The sequence below is a fragment of the Paenibacillus sp. J31R122 genome, assembly GCF_056269185.1.
The window spans coordinates 129026-145080 of sequence record NZ_JBWDNM010000009.1 but is presented as its reverse complement, the minus strand read 5'-3'; the positions used below and the strand labels follow the sequence as shown (position 1 = coordinate 145080).

The 16055-nt window shown below is 44.7% G+C and carries 11 protein-coding genes and 1 pseudogene; 3 read left to right on the top strand and 9 right to left on the bottom strand.

What is annotated here, in order from left to right:
• Positions 1–164 precede the first annotated feature (164 nt).
• The 3 genes and pseudogenes from AC0YN7_RS16365 to AC0YN7_RS16355 all read left to right on the top strand — a co-directional run.
• Positions 165–5237, top strand: coding sequence for an AAA family ATPase (locus AC0YN7_RS16365; RefSeq protein ID WP_475811087.1), 5073 nt, complete (start codon positions 165–167; stop codon positions 5235–5237).
• Positions 5238–5240: 3 nt separating this feature from the next.
• The gene (locus AC0YN7_RS16360; RefSeq protein WP_475811086.1) at positions 5241–5903 is read left to right on the top strand and encodes a response regulator; all 663 of its coding nucleotides are present in this window, start codon (positions 5241–5243) and stop codon (positions 5901–5903) included.
• Positions 5904–5913: 10 nt separating this feature from the next.
• Positions 5914–6180: pseudogene (locus tag AC0YN7_RS16355) on the top strand (VOC family protein); the annotation flags it as partial.
• 177 nt (positions 6181–6357) lie between these two features.
• Here the strand turns inward: AC0YN7_RS16355 and AC0YN7_RS16350 are convergent.
• From AC0YN7_RS16350 to AC0YN7_RS16310, 9 genes are all read right to left on the bottom strand, one after another.
• A complete protein-coding gene (locus AC0YN7_RS16350) occupies positions 6358–7158 on the bottom strand; it encodes an HAD-IIA family hydrolase (protein WP_475811085.1) in 801 nt (266 codons plus the stop codon).
• Positions 7159–7189: 31 nt separating this feature from the next.
• Positions 7190–7969 carry an endonuclease/exonuclease/phosphatase family protein gene (locus tag AC0YN7_RS16345; RefSeq protein WP_475811084.1) on the bottom strand — a complete coding sequence of 260 codons (780 nt, stop codon included), beginning with the start codon at positions 7967–7969 and terminating at the stop codon, positions 7190–7192.
• 31 nt (positions 7970–8000) lie between these two features.
• Entirely contained in the window at positions 8001–9170 is a 1170-nt protein-coding gene (locus AC0YN7_RS16340) for an exo-beta-N-acetylmuramidase NamZ family protein (protein ID WP_475811083.1), read from the bottom strand.
• A 25-nt stretch (positions 9171–9195) separates the two neighbouring features.
• Entirely contained in the window at positions 9196–9891 is a 696-nt protein-coding gene (locus AC0YN7_RS16335) for a hypothetical protein (protein ID WP_475811082.1), read from the bottom strand.
• Position 9892: 1 nt separating this feature from the next.
• A complete protein-coding gene (locus AC0YN7_RS16330; RefSeq protein WP_475811081.1) occupies positions 9893–11014 on the bottom strand; it encodes an ABC transporter ATP-binding protein in 1122 nt (373 codons plus the stop codon).
• A gap of 13 nt (positions 11015–11027) precedes the next feature.
• The gene (locus tag AC0YN7_RS16325; protein WP_475811080.1) at positions 11028–11861 is read right to left on the bottom strand and encodes a carbohydrate ABC transporter permease; all 834 of its coding nucleotides are present in this window, start codon (positions 11859–11861) and stop codon (positions 11028–11030) included.
• Positions 11862–11875: 14 nt separating this feature from the next.
• Complete coding sequence (locus tag AC0YN7_RS16320; RefSeq protein ID WP_475811079.1) at positions 11876–12793, bottom strand: carbohydrate ABC transporter permease; 918 nt, start codon at positions 12791–12793, stop codon at positions 11876–11878.
• Between the two features lie 69 nt (positions 12794–12862).
• On the bottom strand, positions 12863–14251 hold the full coding sequence (locus AC0YN7_RS16315; RefSeq protein WP_475811078.1) for an ABC transporter substrate-binding protein: 1389 nt from the start codon (positions 14249–14251) through the stop codon (positions 12863–12865).
• Between the two features lie 465 nt (positions 14252–14716).
• Positions 14717–15571, bottom strand: coding sequence for a DNA-primase RepB domain-containing protein (locus AC0YN7_RS16310; RefSeq protein ID WP_475811077.1), 855 nt, complete (start codon positions 15569–15571; stop codon positions 14717–14719).
• Positions 15572–16055: the final 484 nt, after the last annotated feature.

The following is a 16055-nucleotide window of genomic DNA, read 5'->3' as shown; positions in this document are numbered from 1 at the left end:
CGGATTTGTAATATATTTAAGAGATATTGTTTGAATCTGCCGATAATCATATGATTACTTATTTCTATTACTAAGAGAAGTTAAAGCTAGTTCCGATGATATAATAGTAGTGACCCAAATGATGTCTATACATGTAAATCTAAGCAATAGAGGAGTGCGGCATCGTGTTTGAACTACCAGGTTATGAAACGGTGGAGGAGATCGGAAGTAATAATGAAATTAAATTATACCGATTGCTGCGTCTTGAGGACCGCTTAAGCGTTATCGCCAAAACGACATGCGATGAATATCCGGGACCAGCCATGGTTGCCGCTTTCCAATATGAGTATGATATTCTTAAAAAGCTGAACGGTCGAGGCGCCTTAGAAGCGTTCGCCCTAGAAATTGTCACTAGTAGGCCTGTCCTGCTTCTGCTGGATATGGAAGGGAATACTCTCGATCAAATATTGCGTACACGCGCCAATTGTTTAGAGTTTCCTGCTCTCCTAGGTATAGCTACCGAAGCGGCTAATAGTCTTATGCAGCTACATAACGAAAAAATTACGCTTAATGAAATAACTCCCTTCCAAATGATCGTCAATCCCAACACCTTTGAAGTGAAATTTATCGATATACGTATGTGTTCAACAGAGTCCGACAAGAGCCCGTTGTCATTATTAACGGATAGATCGGATGCTGTACTGCCGTACATTTCGCCGGAACAGACGGGGCGGACGGGGATGACTCCCGATTATCGCTCCGACTTCTACTCGCTCGGCGTTATTTTATATGAATGGTTATTGGGAAGCCTGCCTTTCGAGCCTCAGGAAGTACTGGATACCGTCTATCATCATCTTGCCAGTATCCCTGAGCCTTTACATATTAGGATGCCCTCTATTCCTGAGGTAGTCTCCAACATTATCGGCAAATGCATGGAGAAGATGCCTGATGCGAGGTATGCCAGCGCGTTCGGGATTCAGTCGGATTTAGAGGAGTGTCTAACCCGGATTCAGGCCTCTGGAGAGGTTGAATCGTTTCCGCTCGCAAGACGGGATATTCCAGAGCGATGGGTAGTCCCGACACATTTTTATGGGAGATGCTCAGAACAACGAAGTTTAAATGAAGCACTTGAGAGAGCGTCGGGTGGAGCAGCAGAGGCTGTCTGGGTTAGCGGCAATGGGGGAATCGGAAAAACCTCCTTCGTTAAGGAAACTCTTCGAAAGGCTGAGTCCTTCGAAGGGCTTCTCACAATAGGTAAGTTCGAGCCGCAACCTACCGCACTCCCTTACGATGTTTGGATTCAAGCAATCGGGCAATTGGTCAGTCAGCTGTTGATGGAAAGCAAGCTGCATGCAGAGGTCTGGAAGCTTCGTATTTTAAATACGTTAGACGGGTACGGCCAGCTGTTAATTGAACGGATTCCTCAGCTAGAATTGCTGATAGGAGAGCAGCCATCTGTGCAAGCGTTGCCTCCTATAGAAGCCCAGCATCGGTTTCATCTTCTTATGAATCGGTTTATCCAGCTGTTCCTTCATCAGGATCATCCTTTAGTTTTGTTTTTTGACGATCTTCAATGGGCGGATGAAGAATCACTTCAATATCTAGCTTATCTTCTGGAGGATAGGGAGACAAAGCATTTACTCGTCGTTTTGGCATATCGAGATGGAGAAATCACGAAGGCGCACCCGGTCAGTCGCTTGGAGAAGCAGCTTGCAGAACGGGGCACAGCTCTGAATCGAATTCATTTAAAGTCTCTTGAAATTGCTGATCTGAAGCAAATGCTGAGTGACGCTATGCGCAGTGAAATGGCTGAAACGGATGAGCTGGCCGCTATCTTGCTGCAAATGACGGATGGAAACCCCTTTTTCCTCAAGCAATTGCTTCAGGACTTGATTGACGGAGAACAAATAACCTTCGATGAATCAAGTTGGAGCTGGCAATGGAATGTACAGCTTATTACAGAATTGAATGTACCGAGCAATGTGGCTGCATACTTATCGGAAAAAATGATGCTATTCCCGCACCAAATCGTTTATACACTTGGCCGGGCTGCGTTTCTAGGCAACAGATTCGATTTGGTCACACTCGACTTCATTGCCGAGCTTCCTTTAGAAGAGCTGTCGGATGTGCTGGAATTTGCTGTTCGGGAGCGTTTGCTGCAGCATATTAGCAGTGAGGAAGGTATACAGTACCATTTTCAGCATGATCGTATCTATCAGGCTGCCTACGCTCTGGTTCCCGAGGCCGAGCGTTCTGATTTGCATTTGATGATCGGCTCACTTCTAGCGAAGCGTGTGAATTCAGGCGAAAATGCGAACCTGTTGGAAATGGTTAATCACTTGAATCAGGCATGGGAGAGGATTGATTCCCCGGAACAGAAGCTGGAATTGGCAACGCTTAACTTGCAGGCGGGCCAGAAGGCAAAGCAATCGACTGCATATGAGACGTCATTGGAATATTTGCGCAACGCTACTGCTCTATTGGCAGATGGTTGGGATAAAGCATATTCGTTGACCTTCCTTTCTTTCCGAGAACGCGCGGAGGCGGAATATTTGTGCGCTCATTTTACGGAGGCGAATGTTTTATTTAATTTGCTGATCAGTAAAGCGGCGACAAGCATGGACAAGGCACTTATCTATGCTTTGAAGATTCAATTAGAGTCAACCAATGATAACTATGAAGAGGTTATTTCCTTAGGGCATCAAACATTGGAATTGTTGAATGTACGCCATAATTTCGAGCCAAGTTCCTTCGAACTTACTCTCCAATGGCTTAGACTGAGTCGGAAAATTCGCAAGCATCCATTCGAATCACTGAACAGTTTGCCGCCAATGACTGATGAACCACGCAGAGTGGCCATGTCCGTATTGGCTTCTACAGGCAATGCCAATTTCTTCGTTAACCAGAAAGGCTGGCTTGCCACCTCGTTCAAGATGGTCGAAATGACGCTGGACTACGGAATGACTCCCGAGGCTTCAATCGGGTTTATAGGATATGCTATGTTTCAATATTTTCAATTTCGTAATTATAAAGAGACATTCAAGTGGGGTATGCTTGCATGTGATTTATCGAAACCGTATCCATCACTCCATGTTAAGACGCTAACTTCATTAACGTTGTGTTACGACAGCTGGCGACGCTATGATCCGACTATGCTCGATACATTTAGCGAGTATGCAGGTAAAGTAGGACTAGAATCCGGAGATTTGTGGCAAGCGAATCAGAGCGTACTGATCAATTGTGGTATGCTTCTTAATTACGGTTATCCGCTCGGGAAAATCTACGATCGGTTGATTGCCCATTCGGGGGATTTTCTTCGGCATAACAACATTCTTCATTGGAAGCAAGCAGCCGTATTTGCCGCTCTTCTTGTCCGATTGACCGGGTACCGCGCATCTGACGACCCATTTTGGGGAACAGATGTAAGTGGTGAGGACTTTGCGATATCGGTTCATGGAGACCAATTTAATATGGTTCAAGAGCTAGTCTGTACGCTTCAGTATTTGCCTGGCTATTTATTCGGTCGGTACCGAGAAGCGAATGATGCATTGAAGAGGGCGACGACTATCATAGAATCGCGTCAAGGCAGCATTGATAGAACCGTTCAATACTTTTATGAGTCGCTAGTGTGGGCACAGCTCTATGAGGAAGAACCGGCCGAGGTAAAGAGTGATTATTGGATAAAAATGCGAAAGCGTCTGAAGATTATGAAACAGTACGCTGCGCGTTGCCCAGAAAATTATCAGCACAAATATTTGCTGATTCAAGCTGAAATGTCCAGGCTGAAGCAAAAGAATCGCCAAGCTGAAGACCTTTACGAGCAATCCATTGAGGCTGCTCGTATGTACGGCCATATTCACGATTTGGCGATGGCGGCTGAGTGCTATGGCAGACACGGGCTTCGTCAAGGCAAGATGCAGATCGCAAAAATCTATATGAGTGAAGCGTATGAAGCCTACCTGCAATGGGGAGCGATGAAGAAGGCAGCAGACTTGGAACAAAAATACGGTCATCTGCTACAAGTCAAGCGAGACTCTGGATTGGAGCGCGTCGATTCTCTATCTATCGTCATGTCAGCTCAAGCTTTATCAGGCGAAATGGAGATGAGCAGCCTGCTGAAAACATTGATGAGCATTATGCTCCACAATGCGGGAGCGGAATTCGGAGCTCTTGTTTTCCACCATGAGGGCAGATGGGTCGTAGAAGCCCGTGGTACAGCAGAGGAGCTCCTCATTGAATCAGTCCCGCTTGAAGATGACTCCGTTTTGGTTCCAGCCGCCATTATAGGCTATGCGGCAAGAACGAGAGAAGAAGTAGTATTGCATGATGCTGCCGGAGAAGGGTTGTTTGCACGAATCCCATATGTGAGGAACAATGGGTTGAAATCGGTGCTCTGTCTGCCTATTTTGTATCAGAATAAACTGATTTGTTTGCTCTACATGGAAAACAAGCTGTCGCCTGGAGTGTTCACGCCCGAGCGGCTTAATGTATTGAAGCTGCTCGCTTCCCAATGTGCCATTTCCATCGAGAATGCCAAGCTTTACTCGGGGATTCAATACTTAAACAATAGTTTGGAGGATCAAGTGGCGGAGAGAACTCGCAGTCTGGAGCAATCGATGCGCGAGACATCGGCGGCCTTGGCTGAAGTTACCGTCTATGAGGAACGAAATCGTATTGCTCATGAAATCCATGATATTGTCGGACATACGCTTACATCAACGATTCTTCAAATTGAAGCGGGAAAACGGCTGCTGCATAAGGATATGGAGGGTGCGGTTAAGCGGCTTCAGGAGGCGCAGGATCTTGTCCGGCACAGCCTGAATGAAATTCGCGGTTCCGTTCATATGCTGAAGGAGGACAAGTTCGCGGATCTTACACAAATGCTGAAGCAGCTCATACGAGATACAGAGCGGAATACCGGAGTTGTTATTCAGTCGACCATACATGATGTGCCTGGGCTGTCGACAGCCCAAAAGAAGATGATCTATCATGCACTGCAAGAAGGAATGACCAATGGAATACGTCATGGCAGGTGTAAGGAGTTCAACTTCAGCTTGGTGCCAGTGGAGTCACGTTTGCAGTTCAGACTCGAAGATCGCGGGATAGGCGCAAGTACGATTGTAATAGGATTTGGATTGAAAGCGATGAAAGAGCGTGCAGAACAACTGGGAGGCAGATTAACAATCGATTCAAAGCCTGATCAGGGCTGTCTGCTGATGATCGATCTGCCGTATTCAAGTACGATAGATAGGGGATAAGCAATGAGAAAGATAACGATTGTAATTGCCGATGATCAAATGCTGACAAGGGAAGGTCTCAGAACGATTCTAGATTTGGAAGACGATTTTGAAGTAGTAGGCGTAGCTAAGAATGGGGTTGAGGCCTGTGAGATGACAGAGGAGCTCCATCCCGATCTGGTGCTTTTGGATATTCAAATGCCCATTATGGACGGAATTGCTGCTTTGAAGCGAATAAAAAGGAGTCGTCCTGAAACTTGCATCCTGATCTTAACCACCTTTATAGATACAGACTATATTGTGGATGGAATGGCGAATGGGGCAAGCGGTTATATGCTAAAGGACATGGATGGGGATAAAATGATTAACTCGATCCGTGATGCGGTGTCTGGCCAATTTATTCTTCCAGCTACCGTCGCGGCCAAATTGGCAACGAGGATGAATGTGTTTACGGATAATTATGAGCAGGGGCAGACCCTATCATCAACGCAGCTGGAGCTCATCAAGCTGACAGAAAGGGAACATGAGATTGCTAAGCTCATGATTCAGGGATTAAGTAACCGTTTGATAGCAGATGCCCTGCAAGTTACTGAAGGTACAGCACGGAATTACATAAGCAACATTTACGGTAAATTAGGGGTCAACGGCCGGGCGCAAGCTATCGTTCGTCTTCATTCACTTTTATAAGAAATAATAAAAAAATTGGCTTATTATGAAGAATGAAAATTGCGTAATTGGGCTATTCCAAGGAATGTTTGAAAAGAACATCCTGACCTTTAATCCAGGGTGGAATGGAAATGCTGAAAATATCGATCCGTTTACGGACATTCGAGAAATTCAAAAGCAGCTTAAAGCAAAAGGAATTAAAATGTTGACTGAAGCAGATGAAGCAAATGAAGGGCCATCACATTTTATAATTGAGGATCCAGACGGGAATCAAATTCTTGTTGATCAACATCGATAAAAAGAGGAGCCTTTGCCCAATATAAGTTTAAAGCATAAAGGCAATAGGCTTTTTGCAGCAACTGTATGGATACGCTGGTTTGCATCAATGCTCCGTGAGCTTGAAGTTAGAGAACAGTGCTCGGAGGATTTCTTCCGTGACCACTGTTCTCTTATCTTTCATTCTTCCATGCGATTTTCAATAGATGTCTAGAAGTTCACGCAATGAATTGACAGACCAATCCGGCTGACTATTCGCAATTGTCGCATTCGATACGTTTGTTTGCCCGCGAATCCACACCGTTTTTAGCCCCAAAGAAATGCCGCCGGCGATGTCCGTCCATAAGTTGTCACCCACCATGACGCAATCCTCCGGTTTTGAAATCCCCGACTGTGCCATGGCATCTACAAAAAGATGTCGTTCCGGCTTGCCGAACACCTCTATTTTTTTACCGTAAACGGCTTCAATCGCGGCATACAGCGATCCGGTCTCCGGCACTTTGCCTCCTTGAAGATTAGGGTGGAATAAGTCCGGATTGGTGGCAATAACGGGAGTGCCGTGATCAATTTCCCGAAAGATGGATTCTAGTTTTTTATACGTGAACGTTACATCTCTGCCAATAATCAATATACTTGCGATGTCGGGGCTCTCAAGGGGTAGAATGGTATGTCCCGCTTGTAGCAGAGATAGATGCAATTCACCACTTCCGATTACTTTGACCGATGTGGTTCCGTAACGCTTGCGAAGGGAAGGCCCAATCCGATCCGTAGCGGTAAGGATGCTTTCCGATGATACGTGAAGCCCCATATCAGTTAGTTTTTCAGCAATTGTCCATGATTGTTCCGTAGAGTTATTCGTAATGAAAATTACTTTTTTTCCCTCATAGCGCAGTAAAGACAATAGCTCAATCGCCCCGGGAGCCAGCGTACGACCATAGTAAATGCAGCCGTCCAAATCAAAATAAAAAGCGGCCATATCCCGCAAACGTTTCTGTACCATGATAATTCTCCTATCCGAGTTTGTACCTTATTTATGCAAATGATAGTAAAGCGGCAATCGGAAGATGATCGGATGCTTGGGAATGAATAACTTCCGCTTGAAAGACGGTAAAATGCGATGAACAGAATATATAATCAATACAAACAGAAGGCCGCAATTCCGGATTAGAGCCAAACCCATCGACCGTTACCGGGAACGGCTTCAAAAATGTGTTGGGATTTGGCAAAGGCGGCTGATGGAACGCGTCCTGGTACGATCTGCAAATCCGATTTATTTCTTCGCTATTCGGAGTTGCATTGAAGTCGCCGGTAATAATGCAGGGTGTTGCCTGATTATCGCTTAGGTTTAAAAGATATTCGATTTGTTCGGACCGTTCTTTCTGAGAAAGCCCGAGATGGGTTGTGAAAACTCGGATAATCTGCCCGTTCACCTCAATCTCGGCCTCTAACACCCCGCGTTTCTCGTTCCATACCGTCGGGTCGAAAACTTGCGGAAGACAATGATTCGTTGATTTTAGAATAGGGAATCGACTTAATAGAAGCGTACCATATTGTTTTCTTTTTCCTATAGGATTGTCCGGGTCAGAATCCTTGTTTGCACCAAAGGAAACATGCATTTTCAATCTTTGGGATAGCCACTCCGCCTGATCTACCCAGTCACTGCGTTCGGAAAAATGGACATCCACCTCTTGGATTCCAGCGATATCGGCATTGGCATTTTCGATTACACGGGCTATCCGTTCCAAGTTTTGTTGACCGTCTAACCCTTTACCATGGCAAATATTATAAGACATGACTTTAAGGCGATTCATGCTTCATCCTCCCGTTTTAGATCGCTTTTTCCTAACTATATAGGAAATCATTCATCCTTTGCGCTTTCCAGTCCTCAGCCTGGTCGTCCCATTGTTCGATGATGCGTTCCAATCCAGATTTTTCATGAATAGAAGTTCGCACCATCTCGCTGCCCGTTAAATAATCGATGAAATGCTTGCGCCCTTCATTAAACGGCGCGAGCCATTCGAAATGATCCGGATGCATGTTTTGGATAAGGTGAAGCAGGTGCAGCGCCGTCGTTACGGAACGGTAAGCGTCACGATCTGTCACAAACAGCTGTACGCCGCTGCACTGCTGCTTCTCATGCTTCGAAAATGTTGGACTAAAGTAAACCGGGTGGCAATGGATGCCCGGTAAATTCAATGCGCTGACTTCGCGGCTTAATCGAACGCCGTCCAGCCACGGAGCGCCGATTATTTCGAATGGCTTGGTAGTACCCCGGCCTTCAGATAAATTCGTGCCTTCAAAAAAACATTGGCCCGAATAGGCCCGAATGGTATCCATGGTAGGAATATTGGGGGACGGGGTGATCCAAGGCAAACCTGTTTCGGTAAATTCCATGGATCTTTGCCAGCCGCTCATCGTAACGACTTTCAAATCGCACCGCTTGTTCAATTGATCATTTACATAATTCGCAAACTCTCCGATTGTAAGCCCGGTTCGAATAGGGACTTGCCATGCCCCGACGGAAGATTGGAACCCGTCCTGCAGAAGGCCCCCTTCACATGCAAGTCCTCCGAGAGGGTTAGGCCTGTCCAGAACGATAAATGTCTTTCCATACTCGGCACACGCTTCCATCATGTAAAGCATGCTCGACATATAGGTATAGAAGCGCATTCCCAAATCTTGCATGTCAAACAGGACGATATCCACGTCGTCTAGCATTTCTTTTGTTGGTTTTTTTCTCGGCCCGCATAGACTATAAACGGGTATGTTCAAAATCGGATCCGTTTCGTCTTCAACGTGGATGCCCGCTTGTATCTCCCCCCGAATTCCGTGTTCTGGAGCAAATAAAACAGACAATTTGGAAGCCTTCAATCCAGTACATATATCCAGGGTGCTCTCAAACCTTGACGTAATGCCGGTAGGATTTGTCAGCAAGCCCAATCTAGCCCCGTCCAACAATTGCTTTTCCATGGAACGAAGACGTTCCGCTCCGCTAAAAACCTTGATGGTCATAGATCGCACTCCTTAATAAGCGTAGTTAGGATAATACATTGTAAAACGGTGTAGCCTGTTCTGATTTTCGGTGAGGATCCAATGTCAAGCCTTGCTTTAAATTAGCTGCGATGAGATTGGCGTATATCCCGATCACGCCTGCGTATAAAATAGCGAATCCGACGACCGTAAACGCCAGAAGCAGTGTTAGAAATAAGAGTTGAATGCAGGCTCCGATCGTGTATGTCGGATAGGCCAAAAAAAGCCTCAGGCTGAGCCGCATCGCAGAGAAAAGAGATATCCTATCTTGAACAACGAGCGGTAACGTATAGATTTGGGACACCATAAACATTCCTGCCGCCGCGGATTGAAATATGGCTAGATATAAACGGAAAGGCTCAGGACTCAAATTATAGAACCACCAAGACGAAGAAACGATGAGTATGAATAGAAACATAAGGCATGCCGATAGGAACGATGCAAAGAAATGATCCTTTATCCCGGCAAATAGGGTTTGAACCTTAATTTTCTTCCTGGACAGCTTATCGTTGAAAGCTTGCAACACACCCGTGTAAAGCGGCATGAAAACGAATGGGAGCAGGAACAATGACAAGCTTACAGGCAGAAAGAAAACAAAGGGGATGGAAATGAGAGATAGCAGCAAGCTTACTGCGGCGATCGAAACGATTTCCCTATAGATCAGGCGAGCGCTCAGTAAAAGCATCCGGTTTAAATTGTACAAATCAGATTCTCCTTTCGTTCTCGCAAATCCGTTCTTCCGTAACAGGATCGAAAAATTGCAGCTTTTTTCCATCCAACAGAAATGTTTTTATTTCACCGATTCGTCCTTCCGTTTGTGGGGAGACGCGAGCGACGACCATTCGGGAACCGACGTGAAAATATAATAGATGTTCCGCTCCAAGTTCTTCAATGACATTGACTGTCGCTTTAATGACGCAGTCGCCCTCGACATTCAGCGCATAATCGATGCCGTAAATATGCTCAGGACGGATACCTAAAATAACATTTTTGTCTTCATACTCTTTCAAGCTCTCTACCATCGAATTTGTAAGAGGGAAGGAACCGCCTTCGAAATACACCCGGCCGGAACGTATTTGCGAATCGATGAAATTCATGGCAGGCGAGCCGATAAAACTTGCGACGAACATATTAGCTGGATAATTATATAGCTCAGAAGGCGGAGCGATTTGCTGAATCCTCCCCTCGTTCATGACCACGATACGCGTGCCAAGCGTCATAGCCTCCACTTGATCGTGAGTTACATAAACGATCGTGGCACCCAAGCGTCTATGAAGCTCCGAGAGCTCGACGCGCATTTGAACGCGCAGCTTGGCGTCCAGGTTTGACAACGGCTCATCGAACAGGAATACTTGCGGATCCCGGACGATCGCACGGCCAAGGGCGACTCGTTGACGTTGACCGCCGCTTAATTCCCTCGGCTTGCGATCAAGCAATGAGGTAAGTCCCAAAATTTCGGCTGCATTCATAACTTTACGGTTAATTTCATCTTTCGGCCGCTTAAGATTTTTCAAGCCGAAAGACAAGTTCTCCTCGATCGTCATATGAGGATATAGGGCGTAATCCTGAAACACCATCGCAATGTCGCGGTCTTTCGGATGCAGATCGTTCACGACTTTCTCTCCGATGCTGATATCACCGCTCGACTGTTTTTCCAATCCTGCGATCATGCGTAGGGACGTCGTTTTACCGCATCCGGAAGGTCCCACGAACACCATGAACTCTTTATCGTTAATAATGAAATTTGAATCGTTAACTGCCGTAAAGTTTCCTCTTACTTTATCCTTGAATTCCTTTACGACATTCTTGAATTCTATTTTTGCCATCTCCGTTTACCCCCTACCCTTTCAAAGCGCCTACCGTTATGCCTTGAAGGAAATATTTTTGCAATGCAAAAAATAGAATGAACATCGGAATCGCCCCCAGGGTCGCACCGGCTAACATTCCGCCGAAATCGGCCGATTCGGCAAAACGAAACGTGGATAGACCAACCTGAATCGTACGCATTTCGCTCGTCCGCGTAACCAAGAACGGCCAGAAAAATTCGTTCCATTGACCGACGAACGTGAAAATCGCTAGCGCGGCTAAGCCAGGCTTCGCCATCGGCAAAATTATTTTATAAAAGATGCCGAATTCGCTGCATGCGTCGATTCGAGCGGCATGAATCAATGAACTTGGAAGGGATGACATGTATTGTTTCATTAAAAAGATACTGCCGACGCTGACCAATGATGGAACGATAAGCGCAATATACGTGTCCGACAAATTCAGGACGTTCATGACTAGAACGTACAAAGGAATGAGCGTTACCTGCGACGGAATCATCATGGTGCACAGAAGGATCCAGAATACCGACTTTCGACCGGGAAATTTCAACTTGGCAAATGCGTATCCCGCAAGCGAAGCGAGGAATACGTTTCCGATCGTGATAACCGTCGAAACTAATAGAGAGTTAAACAGCCACCGAGGCGCATCCGTATTGAGCAAGAAACGTTCATAGGGGGCGAGCGACCAAGTTTCCGGAAATAATAACGGCTTAAACGATTCGGATGCTTGCGAATCCTGAAACGATCCGATGATCATCCAGTACAAAGGAATGATGGCGAGCAGCACCCATACCATCAATACGGTGACAGCGACGATAACAAAGATGATTTTCGGTTTAGAATTCAAAAAAAGCCACCTTCCTAGTATTCAATGTCGGATGAAAAATACTTAAACTGGATGACCGACACGACGATAATCATTGCCGCGAGTATAAACGATTGCGCGGATGCAAGTCCGAAATCGTAAAACGTAAAGGCAGTCTGATAAATGAGATAAGCGATCGTCGTCGTCGCGTAATCCGGACCGCCTTGCGTCATCATATAAATGCTCACGAAAACCTGAAATGAAGTAATGACTCCGGTGACCGCCAAGTAAAGCGTAGTCGGCTTTAACAGTGGCCACGTAATTTTCCTGAACTGGGTCCAACGAGTGGCGTGATCGATATCCGCAGCTTCGTACAGGGATTTCGGAATCCCGCCCATAGCTGCTAAATAGAGAATGATGCCAGCGCCGTGCGAACCCAAATAGTGCATGAGAATTATCGAAGGCATTGCGGTGCTGGACTGTCCTAACCACATCACGGATTCAAAACCGAAAAGGCTTATGAACCGATTTAATAATCCTGTCGTCGTCGGATCGAATATGGAAAGCCAGACGATCGAAATCGTTACCCCTGATGCGACGGACGGCAAATATAAAGAGGCTTTGAAAAAGGTTTGCCACGATTTTTTCAAATAAAAAATCAGATAAGCCAGCATGAACGTGATCGCAATGTTGACAGGTACAGTTGCAATCGTGAAAACGGCCGTGTTTCGAATGGACTTCCAAAATATCGAGTCATTTGCGATTGTCGCGTAGTTTTCAAACCCTATCCATTGCGAATTCAACACGTTATACTTTTGAAAACTCATTAGAAAAGCGGAAGCGACAGGGTAAAGCGTAAACGTCAAAAAGAGTAAAACCGGAACGAGGATGAACAAGTACGCCCAGCCGTATTCCGAAAAAAATTTTTTAAAAGAGAAGCCATTTTGCTTGATCTTAAATGTTTGTGTATTCATTCCGCTCCACCTTATGGGGAGAACCTTACATGAATAATCATATAAGGTTCTCCGAATATACGTTAGTCGTTACTTTTGCCCAAACATTTGCTCGCCTTTTGTTTTAAATTCCTTCACTGCTTGCTCCGGCGTTTTGTCGCCTGCCAATAAGGCTTGATAATTTGGTTTCATGACTTGCTCTTTAAACTGCTTCACTTTTAAACCCATTTCAGGAGTAATGCTTAAACCTACCGCCGGGGACAAGTTCTTTTGCATATTCTGAGCGGCGGCTATATTGTGCGGCTTAGCCAGCGTTTTCCCTTCAAATGCTTTTGCTTGGGAATGCCTTACAAACGGTAAACCGAGTTGATTCGCGACGTTTCCTGCACCTTCGCCGGTTAATGCGTCCAATACGAGGAAGGCGTTCTTGAGATGCTGTTCGCCTTTGTCGTTCTTCTGACGGAACAGCATATATCCTTCACCGGTGCCGACCATTTTCCCATAACCTGGAACGCTTTCATGATGAGGAGCAGGCAACAAGATGTAATCAATCTTTTCGCCCTTTACTTTTCCCGCATCAATATCTTTATTTCGGTTTTCATACGTGATATCGAATGCAGGCAATCCTTTCGCAATTAGGGCAGCTTGTCCCGCGTTAAAAATTTCGCTGCGCTTCTGCGGCGTAAGCGCGCCGACTTCTTTCGGCATATATCCTTCGTTCCGCAAGGTATTGATAAATTCCATGGATTCTAGAATCCGATTATCATTCCAAATAAATTCCCCTTGCTCGTCAACGACATCAACGAGACCTCTGCTTCGGGTAACGATATCGATGAATTCCGTACTGGATCCAGAAGTTACGAGCCCATATTGCGTGCTCCCATCCGGAAGTTTCTTCGTCAGTTTCTTGAGGGCGTCAATAAACTCACCCCAAGTCCAGCCTTTTTCCTGAATCACTTTCCAATCGATTCCCGCTTCTTCCAGCAGCCGCTTGTTGCCTCCGATACCCCACATTGATTGATACAATGGAAGTCCATACTGCTTGCCGCCCACATTCATCGTTTCCAAAGCGCCCGGCAAGAAGTCGTTCTTGATTTCATCCGTCATGTAAGAATCGATGGGAACGGCCAAGCCTGTGTTTACCAAACGAGCATCCGCGCCACCAAAGAAGAGATCAGGCGGATCTCCTGCATTTAAAGCGATGTCGAATTTTTTAGGACCTTCGTTATACGATAAAATCTCATATTCAACTTTGATGTGAGGGTATTTTTTATTGAACTCCGCAATTGTTCCTTTCAAATCATCTTCATAGGAAGCATGAATCGGATACCCCCACACCGTTACGGTATCCGGTTTTGCATCTTCAATAGGGGAATTGGTAGTATTAGAAGCATTATCAGACGTCTTGTTGCCGCAAGCGGAGGTGATGACCATTATTGCCATTACTAGAGATATGGCTATCCATTTCTTTGAACGCATTTCTGATTCTCCTTCTCTTTCATGTTGGTAGTAGATTTAAAATGAACCATTCAAGCGACATTAATGCCAGGCATTCCCCCCTTATCAAAATAATCGAATTGTTTAGAAAAATAGATGTTATTTGGCTGAAAAAGACAAAATAAAAAGAGAAAACGCAAAGAATTACCAAGCCAATTCCTTTGGCTATAGGTATCCTTGAGTTTTCTCTAATCACACGAACTCGTCGATATTTTTTTTATCGCAAATATTCTGTTGTAAATAAATGTACTGAAGTTTTGTTAATTCTGTATAAAAGATAATACTGTTCTTTGTAAAAAATATTAGCATATGGAGTTAATTGAAATTGAACATCATCATTTAATATGGTAAACGCTTCCACTAATATGTAAAACCCCAACCGCATGAGGTTGGGGTTTTTGCTATCTTAGTTATAAGATCCGTCGTTTTAAGTTTAATTTATATCAGCTATTTAATTGGCCCTAATGCCAGTGAGTGAATAATTTCTTCTTGGGAAAAAGGTTTTTTCCTGCCGAATTGTCGGACCCTTACTATAAAGGGACTTTGAGGATTTTTCATATGGAAAAACCCAGGTATACGCATGACTCTCGATAGATTGGTAATCATAGGATCAGAACCGAATTTTTTGGCTAAAGCTTTTTGAATAGGAACAAATTTGCTTATGGATCCGCCTTTGAGAACCCAATAGATGTGATATCCGTTTTTTGTTTCGATAATCATCGTATCCTTTATTTTAGTCCTGAACTTTTTTATAAATGCATTCTTCAACTTTGTTACTCTTTGTCTTTTTCGCAAAGCTAAAAGATGATATCGACCTTGTTTGTTTTTTTTAACTGTAATAGATTGAAGTTGTTCTGCAGGATTGGATTGAATGGATTCAATCATCTGCCTGACTTGTTCTTTTGTGTCTAAATGCACTGAAATCTTGTTTAGATCTAGATCGATGAACTGTGCTCTGATTTTTTTGAAATCACTAGACCTTGTTTCTCGGTAATTGATTTCCATAAATACGGCATAACCTTTTATATTTTGGCTGAGAACATGTATGCGTTTATTTCTCTTGGACAAGAGTGTGAATTGAGGAGTACGTCTTTCAAGTAGATTTAGAGGTTTATGCAGTGTCATCGCGGGGTGATTAGAAGAAGCACTGAATCTCTTGTTTTTGTTTTTAGGATCATGGACCAAAATAAAATGCAATTGTTCGTTCTGCTTGCAGCCTAGTTTTTTAATAAAAAGATATGCGTGGCTAGAAAACCTTTGCAAATTTCTGGTATATCTTATCGAACTTAAACGTTGTGTCATATCCACGTCTCCTCCCCTTTATAACATGGGTCACACTATCGGTTCTTTTCTAAACAATCATATTCTGGCAAGAGGACACAAGTGTAAGGGATAGCACCCATTTTTCAACATTGGATATGTCAATAAAGCATTCAAGGGCGTTACTTGGGTGACATCAAAACTGTGACTACACCCATCGCGAAGCGCAGCCTGTGTGGAGTGATCTTCGGACAGGGTGCAGCCCGCGCGCAGGGAGCAATGAATATGCATCAGCGCTATTGCATCAGTGGACGAGCACGGCATCGAAATCTACCGCTGCGATCTACTTCGGCAAATAATCTTATCTGCAAGTTAGATCAAGATTTCGCTTATCCCCTCGTCTCCACCATGTTAATCCACAACCGCATGAGGTTATGGATTTTTACTTTATGTTGGGTTTTGAAGCAAGAATCAGCCAACTCACTTGTTAATGCAAGCTGGCTTGATTTGATAAAGCAGTTATATG